This is a genomic window from Polaromonas sp. P3_A5, from assembly GCF_056403055.1.
Genome location: NZ_JBFUGF010000001.1, coordinates 3,309,703 through 3,324,658, shown reverse-complemented (window position 1 = coordinate 3,324,658; position 14,956 = coordinate 3,309,703). Strand labels below are relative to the sequence as shown.

Genomic DNA, 14,956 nt, shown 5'->3' with positions numbered 1-14,956 from the left:
AGCGGCGAAAATGGGTGCATGAACACCCCTGAACAATCCCAGCTCGGCAAATCGTCGGCCTATATCGACCAATACGACGCTTCGCTGCTGTTCCCGATTCCGCGCGAAGGCAAGCGTGCCGAGATCGGCGTCACCGGAACGCCGCCGTTTTTCGGCGCAGACATGTGGACGGCGTTTGAGCTGAGCTGGCTCAATATGCGCGGCAAGCCGCAGGTGGCGCTGGCCCACATCACCGTGCCTTGCGAGTCACCCAACATCGTCGAAAGCAAGTCCTTCAAGCTTTACCTCAACAGCTTCAACAACACGCGCTTTGCCGATGCGCGCGATGTGCGCGAACGCATTCGCGCCGACCTGAACGGTGCTGTCGGTATGGGCGTGGGCATCAAGACGCTGGGCCCCGAGCTGTTCGACCGCGAACCCGTGCATGAACTCGACGGCCTGAACCTGGACCGGCTCGACGTGGAGTGCATTCATTTCACGCCCACGCCCGAACTGTTGTTTGCCGAGTTCGACGAACCGCCGGTTGAAGAGACGCTGACCAGCAATCTGCTCAAAAGCAATTGCCTGGTCACCGGCCAGCCCGACTGGGGCAGCGTACAGATTCGCTATGCCGGCCCGCAGATCAACCAGGAAGGACTGCTGCAATACCTGGTGAGCTTTCGCAACCACAACGAGTTCCATGAACAATGCGTGGAGCGCATCTTCATGGACATCTGGACGCGCTGCAAGCCCATGAAGCTCTCGGTGTACGCACGCTATACGCGCCGCGGCGGGCTGGACATCAATCCGTTTCGCACCAGCCATCCGCAGGCGCTGCCGCCTGCCATTCGTACAGCCCGCCAATAACTGCCAATGCAGTTTGCTATTAAATTAATAGCTGCTTGCGCAAGTTCTGTATAGGCTAGAGGCCGAATTCATTGAAATTCTTGATCGGTGAAAGTCCGGGAAAGCTCGCCGCGCGTTTTTCCTTCATGGCGGTAACCGCCTCACGGACATGCGCGTTGCTCCAGATCGCGCCCTGCAGCCAGCCCATCTGCTTGAGCGCGTCGTCCACCGAATGGTCACGTGTGTAGTGAATCGCCTGCTTGGTGCCCCAGATGGCCACCGGCGGCTTGGTGGCAATCTCGCCGGCGCATTGCATGGCGGCCGCCAGCATCGCCTCGGCTGAGTCAAACACTTCATTGACGAGGCCGTAGCCCAGCGCTTTGGCCGCCGGCATTCGTCGCCCGGTGTAAGCCAGTTCCTTGACGACCGCCAGCGGCACCAGTTTGGGCAGGCGCTGCAAGGTGCCCACGTCGGCCACCATGCCGATGTTGATTTCCTGGATGCAGAAGAATGCGTCGGCCGTGGCGTAGCGCAGGCAGCAGGCCGTCACCATGTCGACGGCCCCACCTATGCAACCGCCCTGGATGGCCGCAATCACCGGAACGCGCAGCGTCTCCAGCTTGGTGAAGGTGGCCTGCATGTCGCCCAGCATGTCAAAGATGGCGGCGCGGCCCTCGGGGCTCCGGTCGTCCATGGCGATGTCGCTGCCAAAGGTTTCCAGTGCCATGCCGGCGCTGAAGTGCTTGCCGGTGCTGGAGATCACCAGCACGCGCGCCTCGCCAGCCTTGTGGATGTGCGTGAGCGCCGCATCCAGCTCGCGCCAGAAGGTCGGGTGCATGGTGTTCATCGCCTCGGGGCGGTTCAGCACCAGGTGGGCGACGTGGCCGGTGGTGTTGAGGGTGAAGCAGGTGAGGGCAGGTGGGGAGGAGGCGTTCATGCCCACACTCTAAGTCAGGCGACCAGGTCCAGCCAGTCACACCTGAGACGCCGCGCAATGTGCGCCCGTGCCCGTACATAGACATACAGCCGCGGCGCCAGTGTGCCCAGCACGCACAGCGGGTAGGCCCAGGCCGCCTCAAAGGTAAAGGCCGGCAGCCAGCCCATCCAGCCCATCACCCACGCCGTCAGCACTATCTCCCAGAGCTGGCATTCAAGCGGGTGCGCCGCTCGCTGCGCCTCGCGCCAGTCCTTGACGCGCTGCAACTGCGCCAGCGTGATGGGATGCCAGTACGGCGACCGGGCAGGTAGTGATGCCTTGGACGGGTCAGAGGGATCAGACATAAAGCCTCCGTGCGGAAGCTTCAATGTAAGTTTCGTGAAAGGTTCTGTCAATGACCCGAAAGGCCTGAAAGACGCCAAAAAAGCGTCGAAAGATTTCTGGATACGGCCGGCTAAATCCGGCGGCGGCGCGGCACCACGCTCAGCTGCAGCGTGAGCTTGCCGGGCGAGGCGGTCACGGTGTAGTTCTGAGGCGGGATATCGATCAGCTGGTCGGCATGCCAGACCTTGATCTGCGCAGCGCCTTCGGGCAACTGCTCGACCTGCGCTACGCCGTCGGCGCCTGTCAGCACGGCCCAGGGCGATTCGCTCACATAGACATGGCCGCGCATGGAGCCGTGAATGTGGCAGCCCAGCAGCACGGCGCCGGCCTTGTTGAAAGTGGCATCAGCGGTTTTGGCGGGTTTGCCTTCGGGCTTGCCGTCGAGCCGGAGCTCGAACCCCTCGCCCGGCGTTGCGTTGAACTGCGCCGCGCCGGCGGCCGAGCCGCGCACATGGTGTTCCCACGGATCATTGTTGACGAACTGGGCCTTGGCGCCCAGCGCCACCACGCTGACGGCCGGCACAAAACGCATCTTTTCCTGGTGGATCGTCACTTGGGCGGGCAAAGGGCTTTGGGGCGCCCCGGTTTTGGCGGAAGGCACCACGACGACTACGGCGTCCGGCGCCGGCTTGCCTTCCTTGTCGAGCACTTGAATGGAAATGTTTCCGGCTGCAGACCATATAGGTAGTGCGCAAGCAGCTATGAAAAACAGAGCAGTTGGCAGCATCCGGAAGGCAGGGCGTGTTAGCTTGGGCATGGGATTTCTTTCGGCTTAAGCTTCGCGGGGAGTCAGCAATGCCAGCACAGCCGCCACCGCGAACAGCGCCAGGACATCACCCCAGAGGTGCCCCATGTTGTGGTGGCCCTGAAACGACTGCACTGCCATCACCCCGCCGTGTGCAATGCTGGACCAGACGGTAAACCAGATGAGGCTGCGGTGCAAGAGAGGGTTACGGGCGGCAAGCATGAGGAAGATCCCCAGCGTTGCGTAAAGGGCGAGGATCATCTCCAGGTAGTACGAACGACCTTCCGCATGCCACGACCAGCCTGAAGGCCAGATGATGGTGAGCGGCCACAAGCCGAAAGTGAACGTCACCCCTATCAGCACCAGGGCAATGCGCAGGTATTTGATGCGATCAGCGTCAGTCATTGTTTTCTTTCGGATCATCAGAGGTCGCGCACTCAGAGACCCGCTCTTTGTGCGCCGGGAGGTGAGTGGCAACAGGAGACCATTGCAGCGCATACCGCGCCGCAATGGTGGCGGTTCAAGGGCGGCTTACTTGGCGGCCGGCTTGTACTCGGCCACGGCCTTGGCCAGGTCGCGGGTTTCCTCACAGGTGGCGCAAATTGCCTGCAGCTTGGCCAGCTGCGCGTCGGCCTGGGCTTTCTGGTTGGTCTTCAGGTAGGCAATGCCCGAGTATTCCAGCGCACCCTTGTGCTTGGGGTCCAGCGCCAGCGCCTTGCCATAGGCGGCAAAGGCATCGTCGTACTTGCCCATCCAGCGGTTGGAATAGCCGAGGTAGTTGTAGGCGTCGGCATTTTTCGGGTCCTTGGCCACCACCTTGTTAAAGCTGCTCACGGCCTCCGACCAGTTCTTGGCGCTGATGGCTTTTTTACCCGCCGCGAAGTCGTCGACCTGGGCGTTTTTGGCTGGTGTGGTTTCGATGTCGGCAGCCATGGCTGCACCGGCCAGGGCCAGGGCGATGACGGGCAATGCGACCAAGTTGCGGATGGAAAAAGTGTTCATGTCGGGCTCCTTGAGATATCAGTTGATTGAAACGCGCTGCAAACCAGCACCTTATACAAACGGTGTGACAGGGAAAACGGATGCAGGGCGAGTTGTAATTTATTTGTAAACACAACGGCAGCTGCGCTTGATCGATGGCAGGCTCGCTGATTTCTCATCTGATGGGGAAAGCTGGGCAGCCGCGGGATCACTGGCAGGGCGCTGAAGTCAGCATTTTTACCGCGGTCAAAAAGTCGCCCGGTTTGACCCAGCTCACGTTCCAGTCGCCGGATACAGGGACTTGACGCTTGTGAGCGATGACCATGCGGTGCTTTGGTACCACGAGGATGTATTGCCCATGGACGCCCCAGGCCATGTAAGCGCCACTTAGTGGCGAATCGGCCGGCTCTTCCAGCGTCCACCAAAGGTAGCTGTAGCCAAAGTGACGGCTGGCCGTGCGCGCCGGATGCATTTGCGCGGCCGCGGTGACGGGTGTGGTGATTCGAGTGGCCCATTCTGGGGGAATGAGTTGCTGGCCGCGCCAATTGCCGTGTTGGAGCATCAAGTAGCCCAGTCGCGCCATGTCTCTGGTTGACAAGAAAAAATGATAGGCGGCGTGCCGGGACTTTGTAAGGTCCCCGGTGCGCTGGTGACGAGCGAGGTCGAAGTCTTCAAGCTGCAGCGGCGTCGCAAGATCGTCCGCGAATGTGCGGTAGATGCTGCGATTTGTCAGCGCCTCGAAGACTGTGCCCGCAGCGTTGAAATCCCAGTTGTTGTACAGAAAATAAGTGCCGGGCACTTGTGAGCCGCGCGGTGGCGCCGATGCCAGGTCATCGCCTGTGTTGGCCGCCGGGTGATAGACGCCAGAGCGCGCTGTCAGAAGGTGGCGCAACTTTGCCTGGCGCTCCAGAGGCAATAGACCACCCAGGTCGTCAATGTCGAGGTCGGCCAGTGTTTTCTCCAGATCGATCGTGCCATCTGCGACATATTTCCCATACAGCATCGCCAGCACACTTTTGCGAGCCGAAAACACGATGCTGACGGTATCGACGGGGCCATAGCTGAACAACACCCGGCCGTCCTGCACTGCCAGAACTGCGGTGGAATCAAGGGTTCGCAAGTAGTCGCGTGCAGCATCCAGGCGCTCATGACACGCGGGGCTTAGTGAAGTGGGGGAAATGGGTTCCCACGCCTTCGCCGGAAAGACGGGCGCAGGGGCTGCCGGCGTTGTTGCCCATCCGGCTGCCGGCATCGAAACCAGCAAGGCCGTGACGGAGGCAAGAAAAAAATGCTTCATTCTTGGTCAAATCTTTGCGCAAGGTTGTATCAATCGCCAAACCAAAGAGCCTTCTGGTGCCAGGCGAGATGTTTCTCGCGGGCACGGCAAACTCAGTCGTGCATGACCCGCGCTGTCCCTGACACCTTGATCGAGGCCCCGGGAGCGGGTGGAATTTCCGCGCGCAGGCACGAGCGCATGCCCATGTCTTCACCCTGCACGATATCGATGGCGCCGCCGTGCGGCCACTTCAGGTCGCGCAGGTAGCCTGCAAAAGCGGCTGTGGCTGCACCTGTGGCCGGGTCTTCATACACGCCGCCCGAAGCAAACGGATTCCGGGTGTGAAAAAACCGGGGAGTTTGCGCATGGGCCAGCAGGATGGTCACCAGCCCCGCCTTGTTCATCAGTTCGCGGCCCGTGTCCAGGTCATATTGCATGGCCGCCAGTTTGTCGCGGCTCTTCAGAACCAGTACCAGATGGTCTGCGCCGCCGTGGGCGAGCGCGGGGGCAATGCGCGGGTCCAGGTCATCCGGTGTGTAGCCGAACAGCGCCAGGGTGGCCAGCACCAGCGGCTGTGGGGCAGCCTGGCTGCGCGTGGGCGGCGATTGCAGCGCGGCGGTGATCGTCTCCCCGTTGCGCCGGCCTTCAACCGTGATGCTGGCCTGGTTCAGGGTCAGCGCAAACACGCCATCGCCATGCTGAAGGGCCAGTGCTGCGCCCAGGGCTATCGTTGCATGGCCGCAGAAGGGTACTTCGGATTCCGGCGAGAAATAGCGCACCCGCCAGCCGGCGCCGCTTGCAACGGCAAAAACCGTTTCCGAGAAGCCAAGCTCCGCAGCGATCCGCTGCATCTCACGGTCATCCGGAAATTGGCCGGCGATCATCACGCCGGCGGGGTTGCCGCCGGTGTTTCCGTCAGAAAAGGCTGCAATCTTCAAGACACTCATCGTTTTCCTTGTGAAATGGAAGGCGGGCTGCTTGCCTGTCCGGCGCAATTCATATTGCGCGCTGCCACCGGAGGCCGAAAGGCAATACTCGCGGGCCGAACAAAAAATGCAGCACCCTGCGCATGTTGCCGCTGGTGGATCTGGACGAAGCATGCAGCAGCAGCGGGCGCATGGCCATCGCGCTGCCTTGCCCGGCCGTGCAGGTGAACCCGGCTTGGGCCTGGCGGGCTGCTGCAGCGTCCTTCGCCTGCATGCGGCCGTACAGGTGTGACCCCGGAACCACCCGCAGTGGACCGTCCCCCGGGCCGCAGGCATCGATGTGCAAACGCACCGCCACCAACTGCTCCAGCAGCTCGACGGGCGGCTGGACATAAAGAATGCCTTCCTTCCTGGACCAGCCACTCAGGCTTGCGTGCTCTACGTGATCTGCCACGGGAATGCTCAGGTCCTGGTGCACCGGAACCAGCCAGTTGCGCGACGCCGACTTCTCGAAGTAGGTGCATTGCACAGCCGCAAAACCGGCCGGAACCAGGGGGGCCATTGACACGTGCCGGCGCACTCTTGCTGCGAGCGCCTGGCACCAGGCCTCCGATAGCAGGCAACGTGTTCCCGCCGAGTTGGCGGAAATCCCGGCAAGGCGCGAAGCGGCCGATTCACACTGGGCGGCAGTCAGCACCTGCGGAACAAGTGCGAAGCCCTGAGTGGTGAATGCGGCGTGGTCCATCCCGGCTTGTTTTGCAAAGAGGTGTTGAATGCTCACAGCATCGACTGAAACAGCGAAAGGTACTGCGGATGCTGCGAGACCGTGTTGTGGGAGGTTCCGGGCAGCATCTTCAGTACTGCTGTGCCATTCTTGAAGTGCGCATGCAACTGGTCGGTGCTGGCTTTCGGAATGACTTCATCGTATTCGGCCGAAATCAGCAGCGTGGGCACGGTGACTTTGGCCGCGTACTTCCAGGACTCGAACTTGTCGACAAGAAGCCAGGGGATGGGAAACCAGGGAAAGCGCTGCGCTGCCAGTTCCTGGATGCTGTTGTAGGGCGTCACCAGAATCAGGCGCGACGCCGGCCGTTGGCTGGCCACCCGGATCGCAACGCCTGAGCCCAGACTCCTGCCAACCACGGTGACGTCCGAATGTGTCCGGCTCACATGGTCGAACAAGGCCAGGGCGTCGCTTTGAAGCGCCGCCTCGGTGGGATTTCCAGTACTTCCGCCGTAACCGCGGTAGTGAAGCAGGTAGAGGGCATGGCCTGGAAATGCTTCCGAGAAAGACGGCAAATTCGGCGAAACGTCTTCGGCATTGCCGCCGAAGTAAATGATGGCCTTGGGTCCGGCCGTTTGCCGGGCGGTGACCACGAGCGTGGCGTCGGGTGTCTGGAGGTGGAGCGTCGTGGCCGGACTGCCCCACGACCTCGGCTGCGGGAAATAGATCAGCGAGCGTTGAAACGCAAACAGCGCCGCGCAGATGCCCAGGTAAGCGAGCACCATGACCACCAGAAAAACAGTCACTGTGCGGCGCACCATGAAACTCGGCGTCTTCCCCCGCAGCGCGCCCTGCCAATCAGGATGATCCGGTCCAAAAGGCCACGAACAAGGTTCATCGGATGCGTCGCATTGAGTGAGTGCCTGAATAACTCAGTTCAGCCGCATGTCTGCACTGAGTTGTTTGACCAGCTCTGCACTCGTTTCCACATACTTCAAAAATGCCACTTCATCCTTGTTGATGGTCTTGCGCGCCATCATGTCGGTCAGGCGCGCGTCCAGGCTTTGCCAGTGAATTTGGCGATTGCCCACGAGATACACCGGAACCCTGGTCAGCTGCCTGCTTTTGATGATCTCGATGATCTGGAATATTTCCCATTCGGTGCCGGTCCCTCCTGGTGCAATCACGATGGCGGCCGAGTGCTTGATCATCGCCAGCTCGCGGATGGAGACGCTGGAAAAAATCAGGCCATGGGTCACATAGGCATTCAAGGCCTGCTTGGGGTCACCACCATAGGGTTTCAGCGTGTCGTTGGCCGTCGAGCGGTCGTAGTAGGTGGTGTACCCGACGCTGGGGCCTCCCGCCTCTTTTGCGCCGCGGTTGCCGGCTTCCATCAGGCCCGGGCCCGCACCCGTCATTATCGGATACTGCTTGCCATAACGCGTGGTCCATGCGTGAGCAAAATTCCGGATGTCTGCGTAGATGGCATCGTTTGCCGCCCTGATGGTGTCGTTGCAGTTCTCGCCGCGCGCGTCGCAGGCGGCATTTTTCTCGCGGATACGGGAGCTGCCATAGATGGAGACAAAGCCCCGCGGAAAATGCATGGCCTTCAGGGCGTCAGAGCAGTAGGTGTCCTGAGCCATCAGTTTCACGGGGACGATGTTTTCAACGCCCGCATAGGGGCCGATGTAATCGGCGTTCGGGACATCTGCTTTCGCTACTGCGCACTCCAGCCGCAACTCCGTGGGCTTGATCGCAGACGTTGCTGTGGTTGGCGGTGGTGTTGCACACCCGAGGAGGGTGGCGGTGACCACACCGAGGGATAGAAACAATTTGAGGCTGGCGTTCATGCTGGTTCTCCTTTTTACGGTACCTACCCGGATTGAGACCCCGGATGCCGCCACGCTCACCACAGCTTGGCGCAATTGCCGCTGAACACCACGGTTCCGCTCGGGCTGGCGGGTGTGGCGCTGGTTTCCAGTGTCACCACCAGCTTGCTGACCTTGGACAGCAGCTTTTCCGACGTATCGGGCAGCATGGAAACCGCCGATCCGCTCGTGGGCACGGTGCCCAGCGAGAACGCCGGGCCATTGGCCGGCACGGCCCACAGCACCAGTGTTCCGGTGGCCGGCGGTGTGATCGGGCCTATGACCTTGACCGTCATGGTCTTGCCGTGGCGCAGCGAACTGGCCAGCAGCTTGCCGTTGCCCTGGGCGTCGGTGAGCAGGCCCACATAGCTTTGCGGCAGCCTTTCGCCCGAGCGCATCGCGATCTGGTCGCTGGACATGAACAGGGTGGGCATGGCGATAAAGAAAACGCTGGCCGCGATCACCCCGGCGGCCAGGCCGCCGAAGCCGAAACCAGCAGGTTTGAGCCAGCCCAGCCAGGACGGTTTTGTTTGCGGCGCCCGTTGCGGCCCTGCGGGTCGTGTGCGTGCTGCGATGGCAGCCCACACCCTGGGAGACGGTTTGTGCGCCGGTACCGACATGGCGAGTTGACCCAGCCGGGCTTCCCATTGTGTGACGCGCACGCGCACATCGGCACGGTCGCGCTGCAGGCGCTCAAAGCGGCGGCGCGCGCCATCTTGCAGCGTACCCAGCACATAGGCCGATGCGAGGTGTTCGAGCAATTCGGGGCTGGAATATCTCATGACGCCACCACCCCTTGCGCCGCCAGGCAGCCCTTGAGTTTTTCGAGCCCGCGCCGTATCCAGGCTTTCACCGAACCCAGCGGCGCGCCCATTTGCGCGGCCACTTCGGTATGCGACAGGCCCTGGTAATACGCCAGCGCCAGGCTTTGGCGGTGGCTGCCTTCCAGTGCATTCATGCAGCCTTCGATGTGCAGGGCCTCTGTGGCCTGCTCCAGCAGCTGCATGGCGCTGGGGGTGGGTGTGGCGGTAGTTTCGGTGTCTTCCTCATCCACATCACCGGAGTCGGGCAACTCGCTTTCCTTGCGGCGCGTGCGGGAGCGCAGGGCGTCCAGCGCCTTGTTGCGGACGATGGCAATCAGCCACGTCATGGGTTGAATGGTTTGCCCGTCTACCTCACTGCGGTAGCCGGCAGCGTTTTTCCAGATGCTCACGTAAGCCTCTTGCAGCACATCTTCGGCCGCGTGTCCTTGTCCCAATATACGTACGGCAACGCCAAACAGATGCGTGTGGGTGCGTTCATAGACCTGCGCAAAGCAGGCGTGGTCGCCTTGCCCTGCGCCGGCGATCAGCGCCTGCAGGCTACGGGTGTCCGTGTCGGGGGCCAGTTTCATGCGGCTGAGTATAGGGAGTTACGCCCAAGCGGCAAATCTTCCCCGGGCATGGCATTTTTTTCAGAAAAAGCTGCATCCAATCGACGCTTGCTGTCGTTTGTCCCTGGTAGGCCGGGCGCCGCGCCGGCCCACGCCCCCTTCCGCCATGTGGTTGTTGGGACTTTTTTACTTTCTTTTAACCCGGAGACCTGTCAATATTTGCAGGACTCCTCTCAGGAGATCGCCATGACACCGATAGCAACCGCCACCCAACCCAGGCTTCACGCAGGCCTTGCCGCTGCCGCGTTGTGTACTGGACTGCTGCTAAGCGCCTGCGCCGGTGGCCCGGCCGCACCAATGGATGTCAAGCCGGTGCCCGCCGCGCTCAAGCCGGCCGACGGCGAACGCGCGGCCTTCACCTGGCATGCGGTGGGCTCGCAGATTTATGAGTGCCGCTCCGGCGACAAGGGCTGGGCCTGGGTGTTTGTTGCGCCAGAGGCAGACCTCTTCAACCAGAAAGACGAAAAAGTCGGCACGCATGGCGCCGGCCCGAACTGGACCGCGCTGGACGGCAGCAAAACCGTGGGCACGGTCAAAGCGCGCGCCGACGGCGAGCGTCCCGCCGACATCCCGCTGCTGCTGCTGACGGCCAAATCTGCCGGCATGCCCGGCAAGATGGCCACCGTTACCAGCGTGCAGCGCCTGAACACCGAGGGCGGCAATGCGCCGGCCAAAGGCTGCACCACACCGGCCGATGCGGGCAAACGCGTCAAGGAAGGCTATACCGCCGACTACGTGTTTTTCACCGCCCAAAAAGCCTGACCCACAAAGCCAGAGGAAGCGAGGCCTGACATGTCCGTGCTCAAGAACCTTTTCAGCGCCAGCAAGAGTCCCAAGCACGATGCCACGGGGCCTGAGACGGGTCCGGTCAAGATGAATCTTGACGAGCGCATGGCGTTTCGGCGCGAGATGCTGTTCGAGGCCATCAAGGTCACGATGCAGGCCCACGGAATTTTGTCGGCCAGCTACAAATTCCGCGTGGTGCGTAACGACAAGCGAGGCCACCAGTACATGGTGCTGGTGGACCTTTCCACCGACTTCCTGGACAACCGGGAAGGTGGGCCCGCCCGGCTGGTCGAGGTGGGTGCGGCTATCGCCAAAAATGCCGCTGCGCGTTACAACCTGCTGGTCAGCGGCGTGTACTGGCAGATCAATGAGCAGATTCAGGCCTTCGCGCCCAGCCGGCCCGTCTCCTTGCCCGCGAGCCCGGATGCGGCCAGCCCACCGCCACCGGTACAACGCCGGGAGCGAGCCACGGCGGAAGAACTCGCGGCCTTTGAAGCCGCCTGGGAGAAGGGGCGGGCGCTGCATATCGGCGACCGGGTCTATTCGTCCGACCTGTCGCCGCTGGAGCCTGATTCCCAGAAGGACGACAGCCGGCGCTAACAACCTCGGGGCCGGCCGTTCAAGACCTGCGCCGCCGCGGCACCACGGTAAGCTGCATAACGCTTTTGGCCGGGGAGGCGCTCACCGTGACCTGCTGCGGCGCAATGTCCACCAGCTGGTCGGGGTGCCAGACTTTCAGCTGCGCGGCGCCCTCAGGCAGGTCCTCAAAGCTCGCAATGCCTTCCGGACTGGTTTTGGTTGCCCAGGGGGATTCACTGGCGTAGATATAGCCGCGCATCGAGCCGTGGATAAAACAGCCCAGCAAGGTGGCCCCGACAACGCCGGCCCTGTCCAGCGTCACTTCACTGGACTTGCCCGGTTTTCCGTCGGGCTTGCCTTCCAGCCGCAGCTCGAAGCCGGCATTCGTCGCGTTGAACTGGCCCATGCCGGCAGGTGAGCTGCGCACGTGGTGGTCCCAGGGGTCGTTGTTCACAAATTGAATTTTTGCCCCCACGGGAACCACTGTCACTGCGGGAACGAACTGCATCTTTTCCTGGTGAATGGTGGCCTGCGCAGCCGGCGGCGTTCTGGGCTGGGCGCTTTTGTTGGCGGGTGCCACCACGACCACGGCATCCGGCACCGGTTTGCCGTCTTTGTCGAGCACCGACACCGTGAGGCTGGCCGCATGAACCCCTGCGCCGAAAGCGAAGAGCGCGGCGATCGCTGTGAGCTGGATTATTTGTTTCATGGTTTGGCTGCCGTCTCGGTGGGCGTGATGATGTCGCGGTTCATGGGAGCCAGCAGCGCCAGCATTTCATTCTGTTTGCGAAAAGGGATGCCCCTGGCATCCATGCTTTGCTGCAGCACCTCCACCAGGGCGTGAAAGTCCGACTTCTTGATATCAAGGTTGGCATGCGCGCTTTTCATGTCTGCGCCCTTGTAGGCACAAGGGCCGCCGCTCAGGGCGCAGAGCTGGTCGACCAGCTGCTCTTTCACGCGCTGCTGGTTCGACGGCTTGAAATGCGGCCCGGTGCGCGGGTCGGCCAGCAGGCGAACCATGAAGTCGTCCATCAGCGCGACCAGGCCGGCTTTTTCACCGAAGGCCTTGTAAAGCTGGTCGTCCTTGGAGGCTGTCTGGGCAAATGCAGATCCGGCCACTAGCAGGCCTGCTGCGAGCGCAAAAGAAACAAAAGGGTTTTTCATGGGGCGGTTCCTTGAAGGGGGTTGTTCGTCGGGCTTAAAAAGCGACCTGGGCCGAGAGGTAGTAGCCGGTCTGCTTTCGGCTGCCGGTGGTGGCGGGCACGATCACGCCCAGGTCCACATACGCCAGCGTGAGCGAAAGGTTTTTGGTGGGTGCCCAGGCAATAAAGATGTCTTTCCAGTCTTCAGAGCGCAGGCCGTTGCCCAGGCCGGCCGCGCGACCGGCGCCCTCGAGTTTGTTGCGCATGAAGCGGTATTCGGCGCCGATGGCGATGTTTTTGCTGAGCAGGTAAGCCACCGAGAATTCCGGCTGCAGCGTGTACTTGTCTTCGTTGCCGCCCAACGTGGCGCCGTAGCCCAGCAGGCCGTTCTGGTTGGCCTTGGTTGCGCGCAGCGTGCCGTTGAGCAGCAGGCTCTGGCCCAGGAAGAGTTTTGTGGCGCTGACATGCACATCGACGCCGTGGCGTTTGGCGCCCAGTGCATTGAGTGTGGGGTCCAGCCCCGTGGAGCCCAGCGTCTTGTACTGCACGCCCACCGCCACCTGCGGCATCAGCGTGTCGCTGTCCAGGACGGCGTCGCCCAGCACGCGCACCTTCGCGCCGACGATGGTTTGCTTCAGGTGCAGCCCCGGCAAGCCCAGCGCCACGCCGGTGCCGCGGGTGTTGAAGTCCTGCTGTGCAATCGACAGCTCGTAGCGGTCATGGATGCCGACTGCCGCGCCGTACACATTGAGGCCGTAGTCGGTGGTGCCGGCGTGGGTGACATAGGCAGAACCGCCAATCTCGCCTGCCGTGGCGTTGCTGCCGATGACGGCCCAGGGCGTGAGGCCGCCGCCGGCCGCGCCTTCAATGGTGCTGACACCGCCGGTCAGGAGGAGCTTGCCGGTGTCGGCGTGGGCGCCGGCGCAAAACAGGGTGAGCAGGCTGGCAATCAGGGGGGGTGATACGGAGTGGCGCATGGTGGTCCTGTTGGTGGAAAGGAAAAAGCCGGTTGCCGGCGTCAATGGAAGTGAACCTGTGTGGAATACGGCAAACCGGATTCACTGGATTCAATGAAACGAAAAAAAGATGCGAAAAGAAGCTGGGTCGCTCTTCGAAAGGCTGAATCCGCGGGCCGGCCGTCAACGTATTCAGAACAGCTTGCGGGATGGCCTGGCAGATTGCATGGCTTTCCCACCCGTCAAAACCAGTGTCTGGAGTGCCGAATGCCTGCTTGTTCCCTGTTCATGCGCAATGCGCGTCATCTTTTTAGTACCGTGGCGGCACTGACGCTCTTTGGCGTGAGCGGTGCCCCGCTATGGGCCCAAACGGCGCCCGAACGCGAATGGGTCACACCGCCACCCGGCAATGTGGCGCGCGGCATGGCCCTGTACCAGGCTCGCTGCACGGCCTGCCATGCGGTCGACAGCAACAAGATCGGGCCCGCGCACCGCGGTGTGATGGGCCGCCGCGTGGGCAGCCTGCCTGGGTACAAATATTCAGACGAATTGGCCCGGTCTCGGCTGCGCTGGACGCCGCAAACCCTCAACGCCTGGCTGGAAGACCCTGAGCAACTGGTGGCCGGCCAGCGCATGGGCTTTCAGGTGGAAAGCGCGGCGGAGCGCGCCGACCTGATTGCCTACCTGGCCACGCTCAAATAAAAAGATTGCTATCAATTCAGGAGCAGGTTGCGCTTGTCCTGCCTGCCTGGAAGGCCTTTTCTTCATAAAATCTTTGTTCCGTGGCCCATGAGAGAAACGCCAGCCCGCCCTGATGCCGCAGCAAATGGGGCCCTGTGGGGACTGCTACCATCGCAGCCATGAAACGACGCGACTTTCTGGCCACCACCACGCTGGCTTTCACCGGAGGATTTGCCATGGCTGATTTGCCCAAAGTCCAGTCACTGGATGAAGCGCTGCGCTGGCTGGACAAGGTTGACCAGGCCGCCAGCGTCAAAACCACCGGCCAATGGCCCCTGGTGTCGGTGCTGGAGCACATGGCGCAAAGCGTGGAGATGAGCCTGGACGGTTTTCCGCAGCCGAAAAGCGCGGTGTTCCAGAACACGGCGGGCGCTGCGGCTTTTGCCTTCTTCAAATGGCGCGGGCAAATGAGCCACAGCCTGAGCGAGCCCATCCCGGGCGCTGCGGCGCTCAGCCGTGAAGGCGACTGGCGGCCCGCCTCGGCGCGGCTGCGCGCGGCCATTGCCCGCTTTGCCGGGCACCAGGGCGCGCTCAAGCCGCACTTTGCCTACGGCGCACTCAGCAAGGCTGATTTTTCACTCGCCCACACCTTCCATATCGCCAACCACCAGGATGAGATCGTGCTGGTGGCGCGCTAGAAGAACTGGTTAAAAA

General features: G+C 62.0%; 20 protein-coding genes. 5 read left to right on the top strand and 15 right to left on the bottom strand.

What is annotated here, in order from left to right; genetic code table 11:
• The first annotated feature begins 18 nt into the window (after nucleotides 1-18).
• Nucleotides 19-846, top strand: coding sequence for an NADPH-dependent 7-cyano-7-deazaguanine reductase QueF (gene queF / locus AC1DU8_RS15925; RefSeq protein WP_457279464.1), 828 nt, complete (start codon nucleotides 19-21; stop codon nucleotides 844-846).
• A 55-nt stretch (nucleotides 847-901) separates the two neighbouring features.
• Here the strand turns inward: queF and AC1DU8_RS15920 are convergent, their stop codons facing one another.
• From AC1DU8_RS15920 to AC1DU8_RS15865, 12 genes are all read right to left on the bottom strand, one after another.
• Nucleotides 902-1,762 (bottom strand): enoyl-CoA hydratase-related protein, encoded by an 861-nt coding sequence (locus AC1DU8_RS15920; protein WP_477701843.1) that lies wholly within the window; start codon nucleotides 1,760-1,762, stop codon nucleotides 902-904.
• 14 nt (nucleotides 1,763-1,776) lie between these two features.
• On the bottom strand, nucleotides 1,777-2,106 hold the full coding sequence (locus AC1DU8_RS15915; RefSeq protein WP_457279462.1) for a hypothetical protein: 330 nt from the start codon (nucleotides 2,104-2,106) through the stop codon (nucleotides 1,777-1,779).
• Between the two features lie 110 nt (nucleotides 2,107-2,216).
• Complete coding sequence (locus AC1DU8_RS15910; RefSeq protein ID WP_457279461.1) at nucleotides 2,217-2,795, bottom strand: cupredoxin domain-containing protein; 579 nt, start codon at nucleotides 2,793-2,795, stop codon at nucleotides 2,217-2,219.
• A 123-nt stretch (nucleotides 2,796-2,918) separates the two neighbouring features.
• Nucleotides 2,919-3,296: a DUF6632 domain-containing protein gene (locus AC1DU8_RS15905; protein ID WP_457279460.1), complete on the bottom strand. Its 378-nt coding sequence runs from the start codon at nucleotides 3,294-3,296 to the stop codon at nucleotides 2,919-2,921.
• Nucleotides 3,297-3,422: 126 nt separating this feature from the next.
• Nucleotides 3,423-3,893: a tetratricopeptide repeat protein gene (locus AC1DU8_RS15900; RefSeq protein WP_457279459.1), complete on the bottom strand. Its 471-nt coding sequence runs from the start codon at nucleotides 3,891-3,893 to the stop codon at nucleotides 3,423-3,425.
• A gap of 187 nt (nucleotides 3,894-4,080) precedes the next feature.
• The gene (locus AC1DU8_RS15895; RefSeq protein ID WP_457279458.1) at nucleotides 4,081-5,169 is read right to left on the bottom strand and encodes a serine hydrolase domain-containing protein; all 1,089 of its coding nucleotides are present in this window, start codon (nucleotides 5,167-5,169) and stop codon (nucleotides 4,081-4,083) included.
• A gap of 92 nt (nucleotides 5,170-5,261) precedes the next feature.
• Nucleotides 5,262-6,095 (bottom strand): PhzF family phenazine biosynthesis protein, encoded by an 834-nt coding sequence (locus tag AC1DU8_RS15890; protein WP_477666193.1) that lies wholly within the window; start codon nucleotides 6,093-6,095, stop codon nucleotides 5,262-5,264.
• Nucleotides 6,096-6,144: 49 nt separating this feature from the next.
• On the bottom strand, nucleotides 6,145-6,819 hold the full coding sequence (locus tag AC1DU8_RS15885) for a phytanoyl-CoA dioxygenase family protein (protein ID WP_477666194.1): 675 nt from the start codon (nucleotides 6,817-6,819) through the stop codon (nucleotides 6,145-6,147).
• Nucleotides 6,820-6,851: 32 nt separating this feature from the next.
• Nucleotides 6,852-7,619: an alpha/beta hydrolase gene (locus AC1DU8_RS15880; RefSeq protein WP_477688732.1), complete on the bottom strand. Its 768-nt coding sequence runs from the start codon at nucleotides 7,617-7,619 to the stop codon at nucleotides 6,852-6,854.
• Nucleotides 7,620-7,730: 111 nt separating this feature from the next.
• Nucleotides 7,731-8,648, bottom strand: a complete 918-nt coding sequence (locus AC1DU8_RS15875) for an LOG family protein (RefSeq protein WP_477688733.1) — start codon at nucleotides 8,646-8,648, stop codon at nucleotides 7,731-7,733.
• Between the two features lie 56 nt (nucleotides 8,649-8,704).
• The gene (locus AC1DU8_RS15870) at nucleotides 8,705-9,448 is read right to left on the bottom strand and encodes an anti-sigma factor (protein WP_457279453.1); all 744 of its coding nucleotides are present in this window, start codon (nucleotides 9,446-9,448) and stop codon (nucleotides 8,705-8,707) included.
• Nucleotides 9,445-10,059 (bottom strand): RNA polymerase sigma factor, encoded by a 615-nt coding sequence (locus AC1DU8_RS15865; RefSeq protein WP_457279452.1) that lies wholly within the window; start codon nucleotides 10,057-10,059, stop codon nucleotides 9,445-9,447. The genes AC1DU8_RS15870 and AC1DU8_RS15865 overlap by 4 nt, the downstream gene beginning before the upstream one ends.
• Before the next feature lie 225 nt (nucleotides 10,060-10,284).
• Between AC1DU8_RS15865 and AC1DU8_RS15860 the strand changes: the two genes are divergently transcribed.
• Both AC1DU8_RS15860 and AC1DU8_RS15855 read left to right on the top strand, forming a co-directional pair.
• Complete coding sequence (locus AC1DU8_RS15860; RefSeq protein WP_477666197.1) at nucleotides 10,285-10,860, top strand: DUF3455 domain-containing protein; 576 nt, start codon at nucleotides 10,285-10,287, stop codon at nucleotides 10,858-10,860.
• 30 nt (nucleotides 10,861-10,890) lie between these two features.
• Nucleotides 10,891-11,484, top strand: a complete 594-nt coding sequence (locus AC1DU8_RS15855; RefSeq protein ID WP_457279450.1) for a hypothetical protein — start codon at nucleotides 10,891-10,893, stop codon at nucleotides 11,482-11,484.
• A gap of 19 nt (nucleotides 11,485-11,503) precedes the next feature.
• On the opposite strand, the gene AC1DU8_RS15850 is transcribed toward AC1DU8_RS15855, so the two are convergent.
• Genes AC1DU8_RS15850 through AC1DU8_RS15840 form a run of 3 tightly spaced genes read right to left on the bottom strand, consistent with a single transcriptional unit; the run spans nucleotide 11,504 to nucleotide 13,582 of the window.
• The gene (locus AC1DU8_RS15850; protein WP_477688735.1) at nucleotides 11,504-12,172 is read right to left on the bottom strand and encodes a cupredoxin domain-containing protein; all 669 of its coding nucleotides are present in this window, start codon (nucleotides 12,170-12,172) and stop codon (nucleotides 11,504-11,506) included.
• Nucleotides 12,169-12,627: a group I truncated hemoglobin gene (locus tag AC1DU8_RS15845; RefSeq protein ID WP_477688736.1), complete on the bottom strand. Its 459-nt coding sequence runs from the start codon at nucleotides 12,625-12,627 to the stop codon at nucleotides 12,169-12,171. The genes AC1DU8_RS15850 and AC1DU8_RS15845 overlap by 4 nt, the downstream gene beginning before the upstream one ends.
• A gap of 34 nt (nucleotides 12,628-12,661) precedes the next feature.
• The gene (locus tag AC1DU8_RS15840) at nucleotides 12,662-13,582 is read right to left on the bottom strand and encodes a DUF3034 family protein (RefSeq protein ID WP_477726962.1); all 921 of its coding nucleotides are present in this window, start codon (nucleotides 13,580-13,582) and stop codon (nucleotides 12,662-12,664) included.
• Nucleotides 13,583-13,828: 246 nt separating this feature from the next.
• Between AC1DU8_RS15840 and AC1DU8_RS15835 the strand changes: the two genes are divergently transcribed.
• Both AC1DU8_RS15835 and AC1DU8_RS15830 read left to right on the top strand, forming a co-directional pair.
• On the top strand, nucleotides 13,829-14,263 hold the full coding sequence (locus AC1DU8_RS15835) for a c-type cytochrome (protein WP_457279446.1): 435 nt from the start codon (nucleotides 13,829-13,831) through the stop codon (nucleotides 14,261-14,263).
• Between the two features lie 158 nt (nucleotides 14,264-14,421).
• Entirely contained in the window at nucleotides 14,422-14,940 is a 519-nt protein-coding gene (locus AC1DU8_RS15830; protein WP_477666202.1) for a DUF1569 domain-containing protein, read from the top strand.
• The last annotated feature ends 16 nt before the right edge of the window (nucleotides 14,941-14,956 follow it).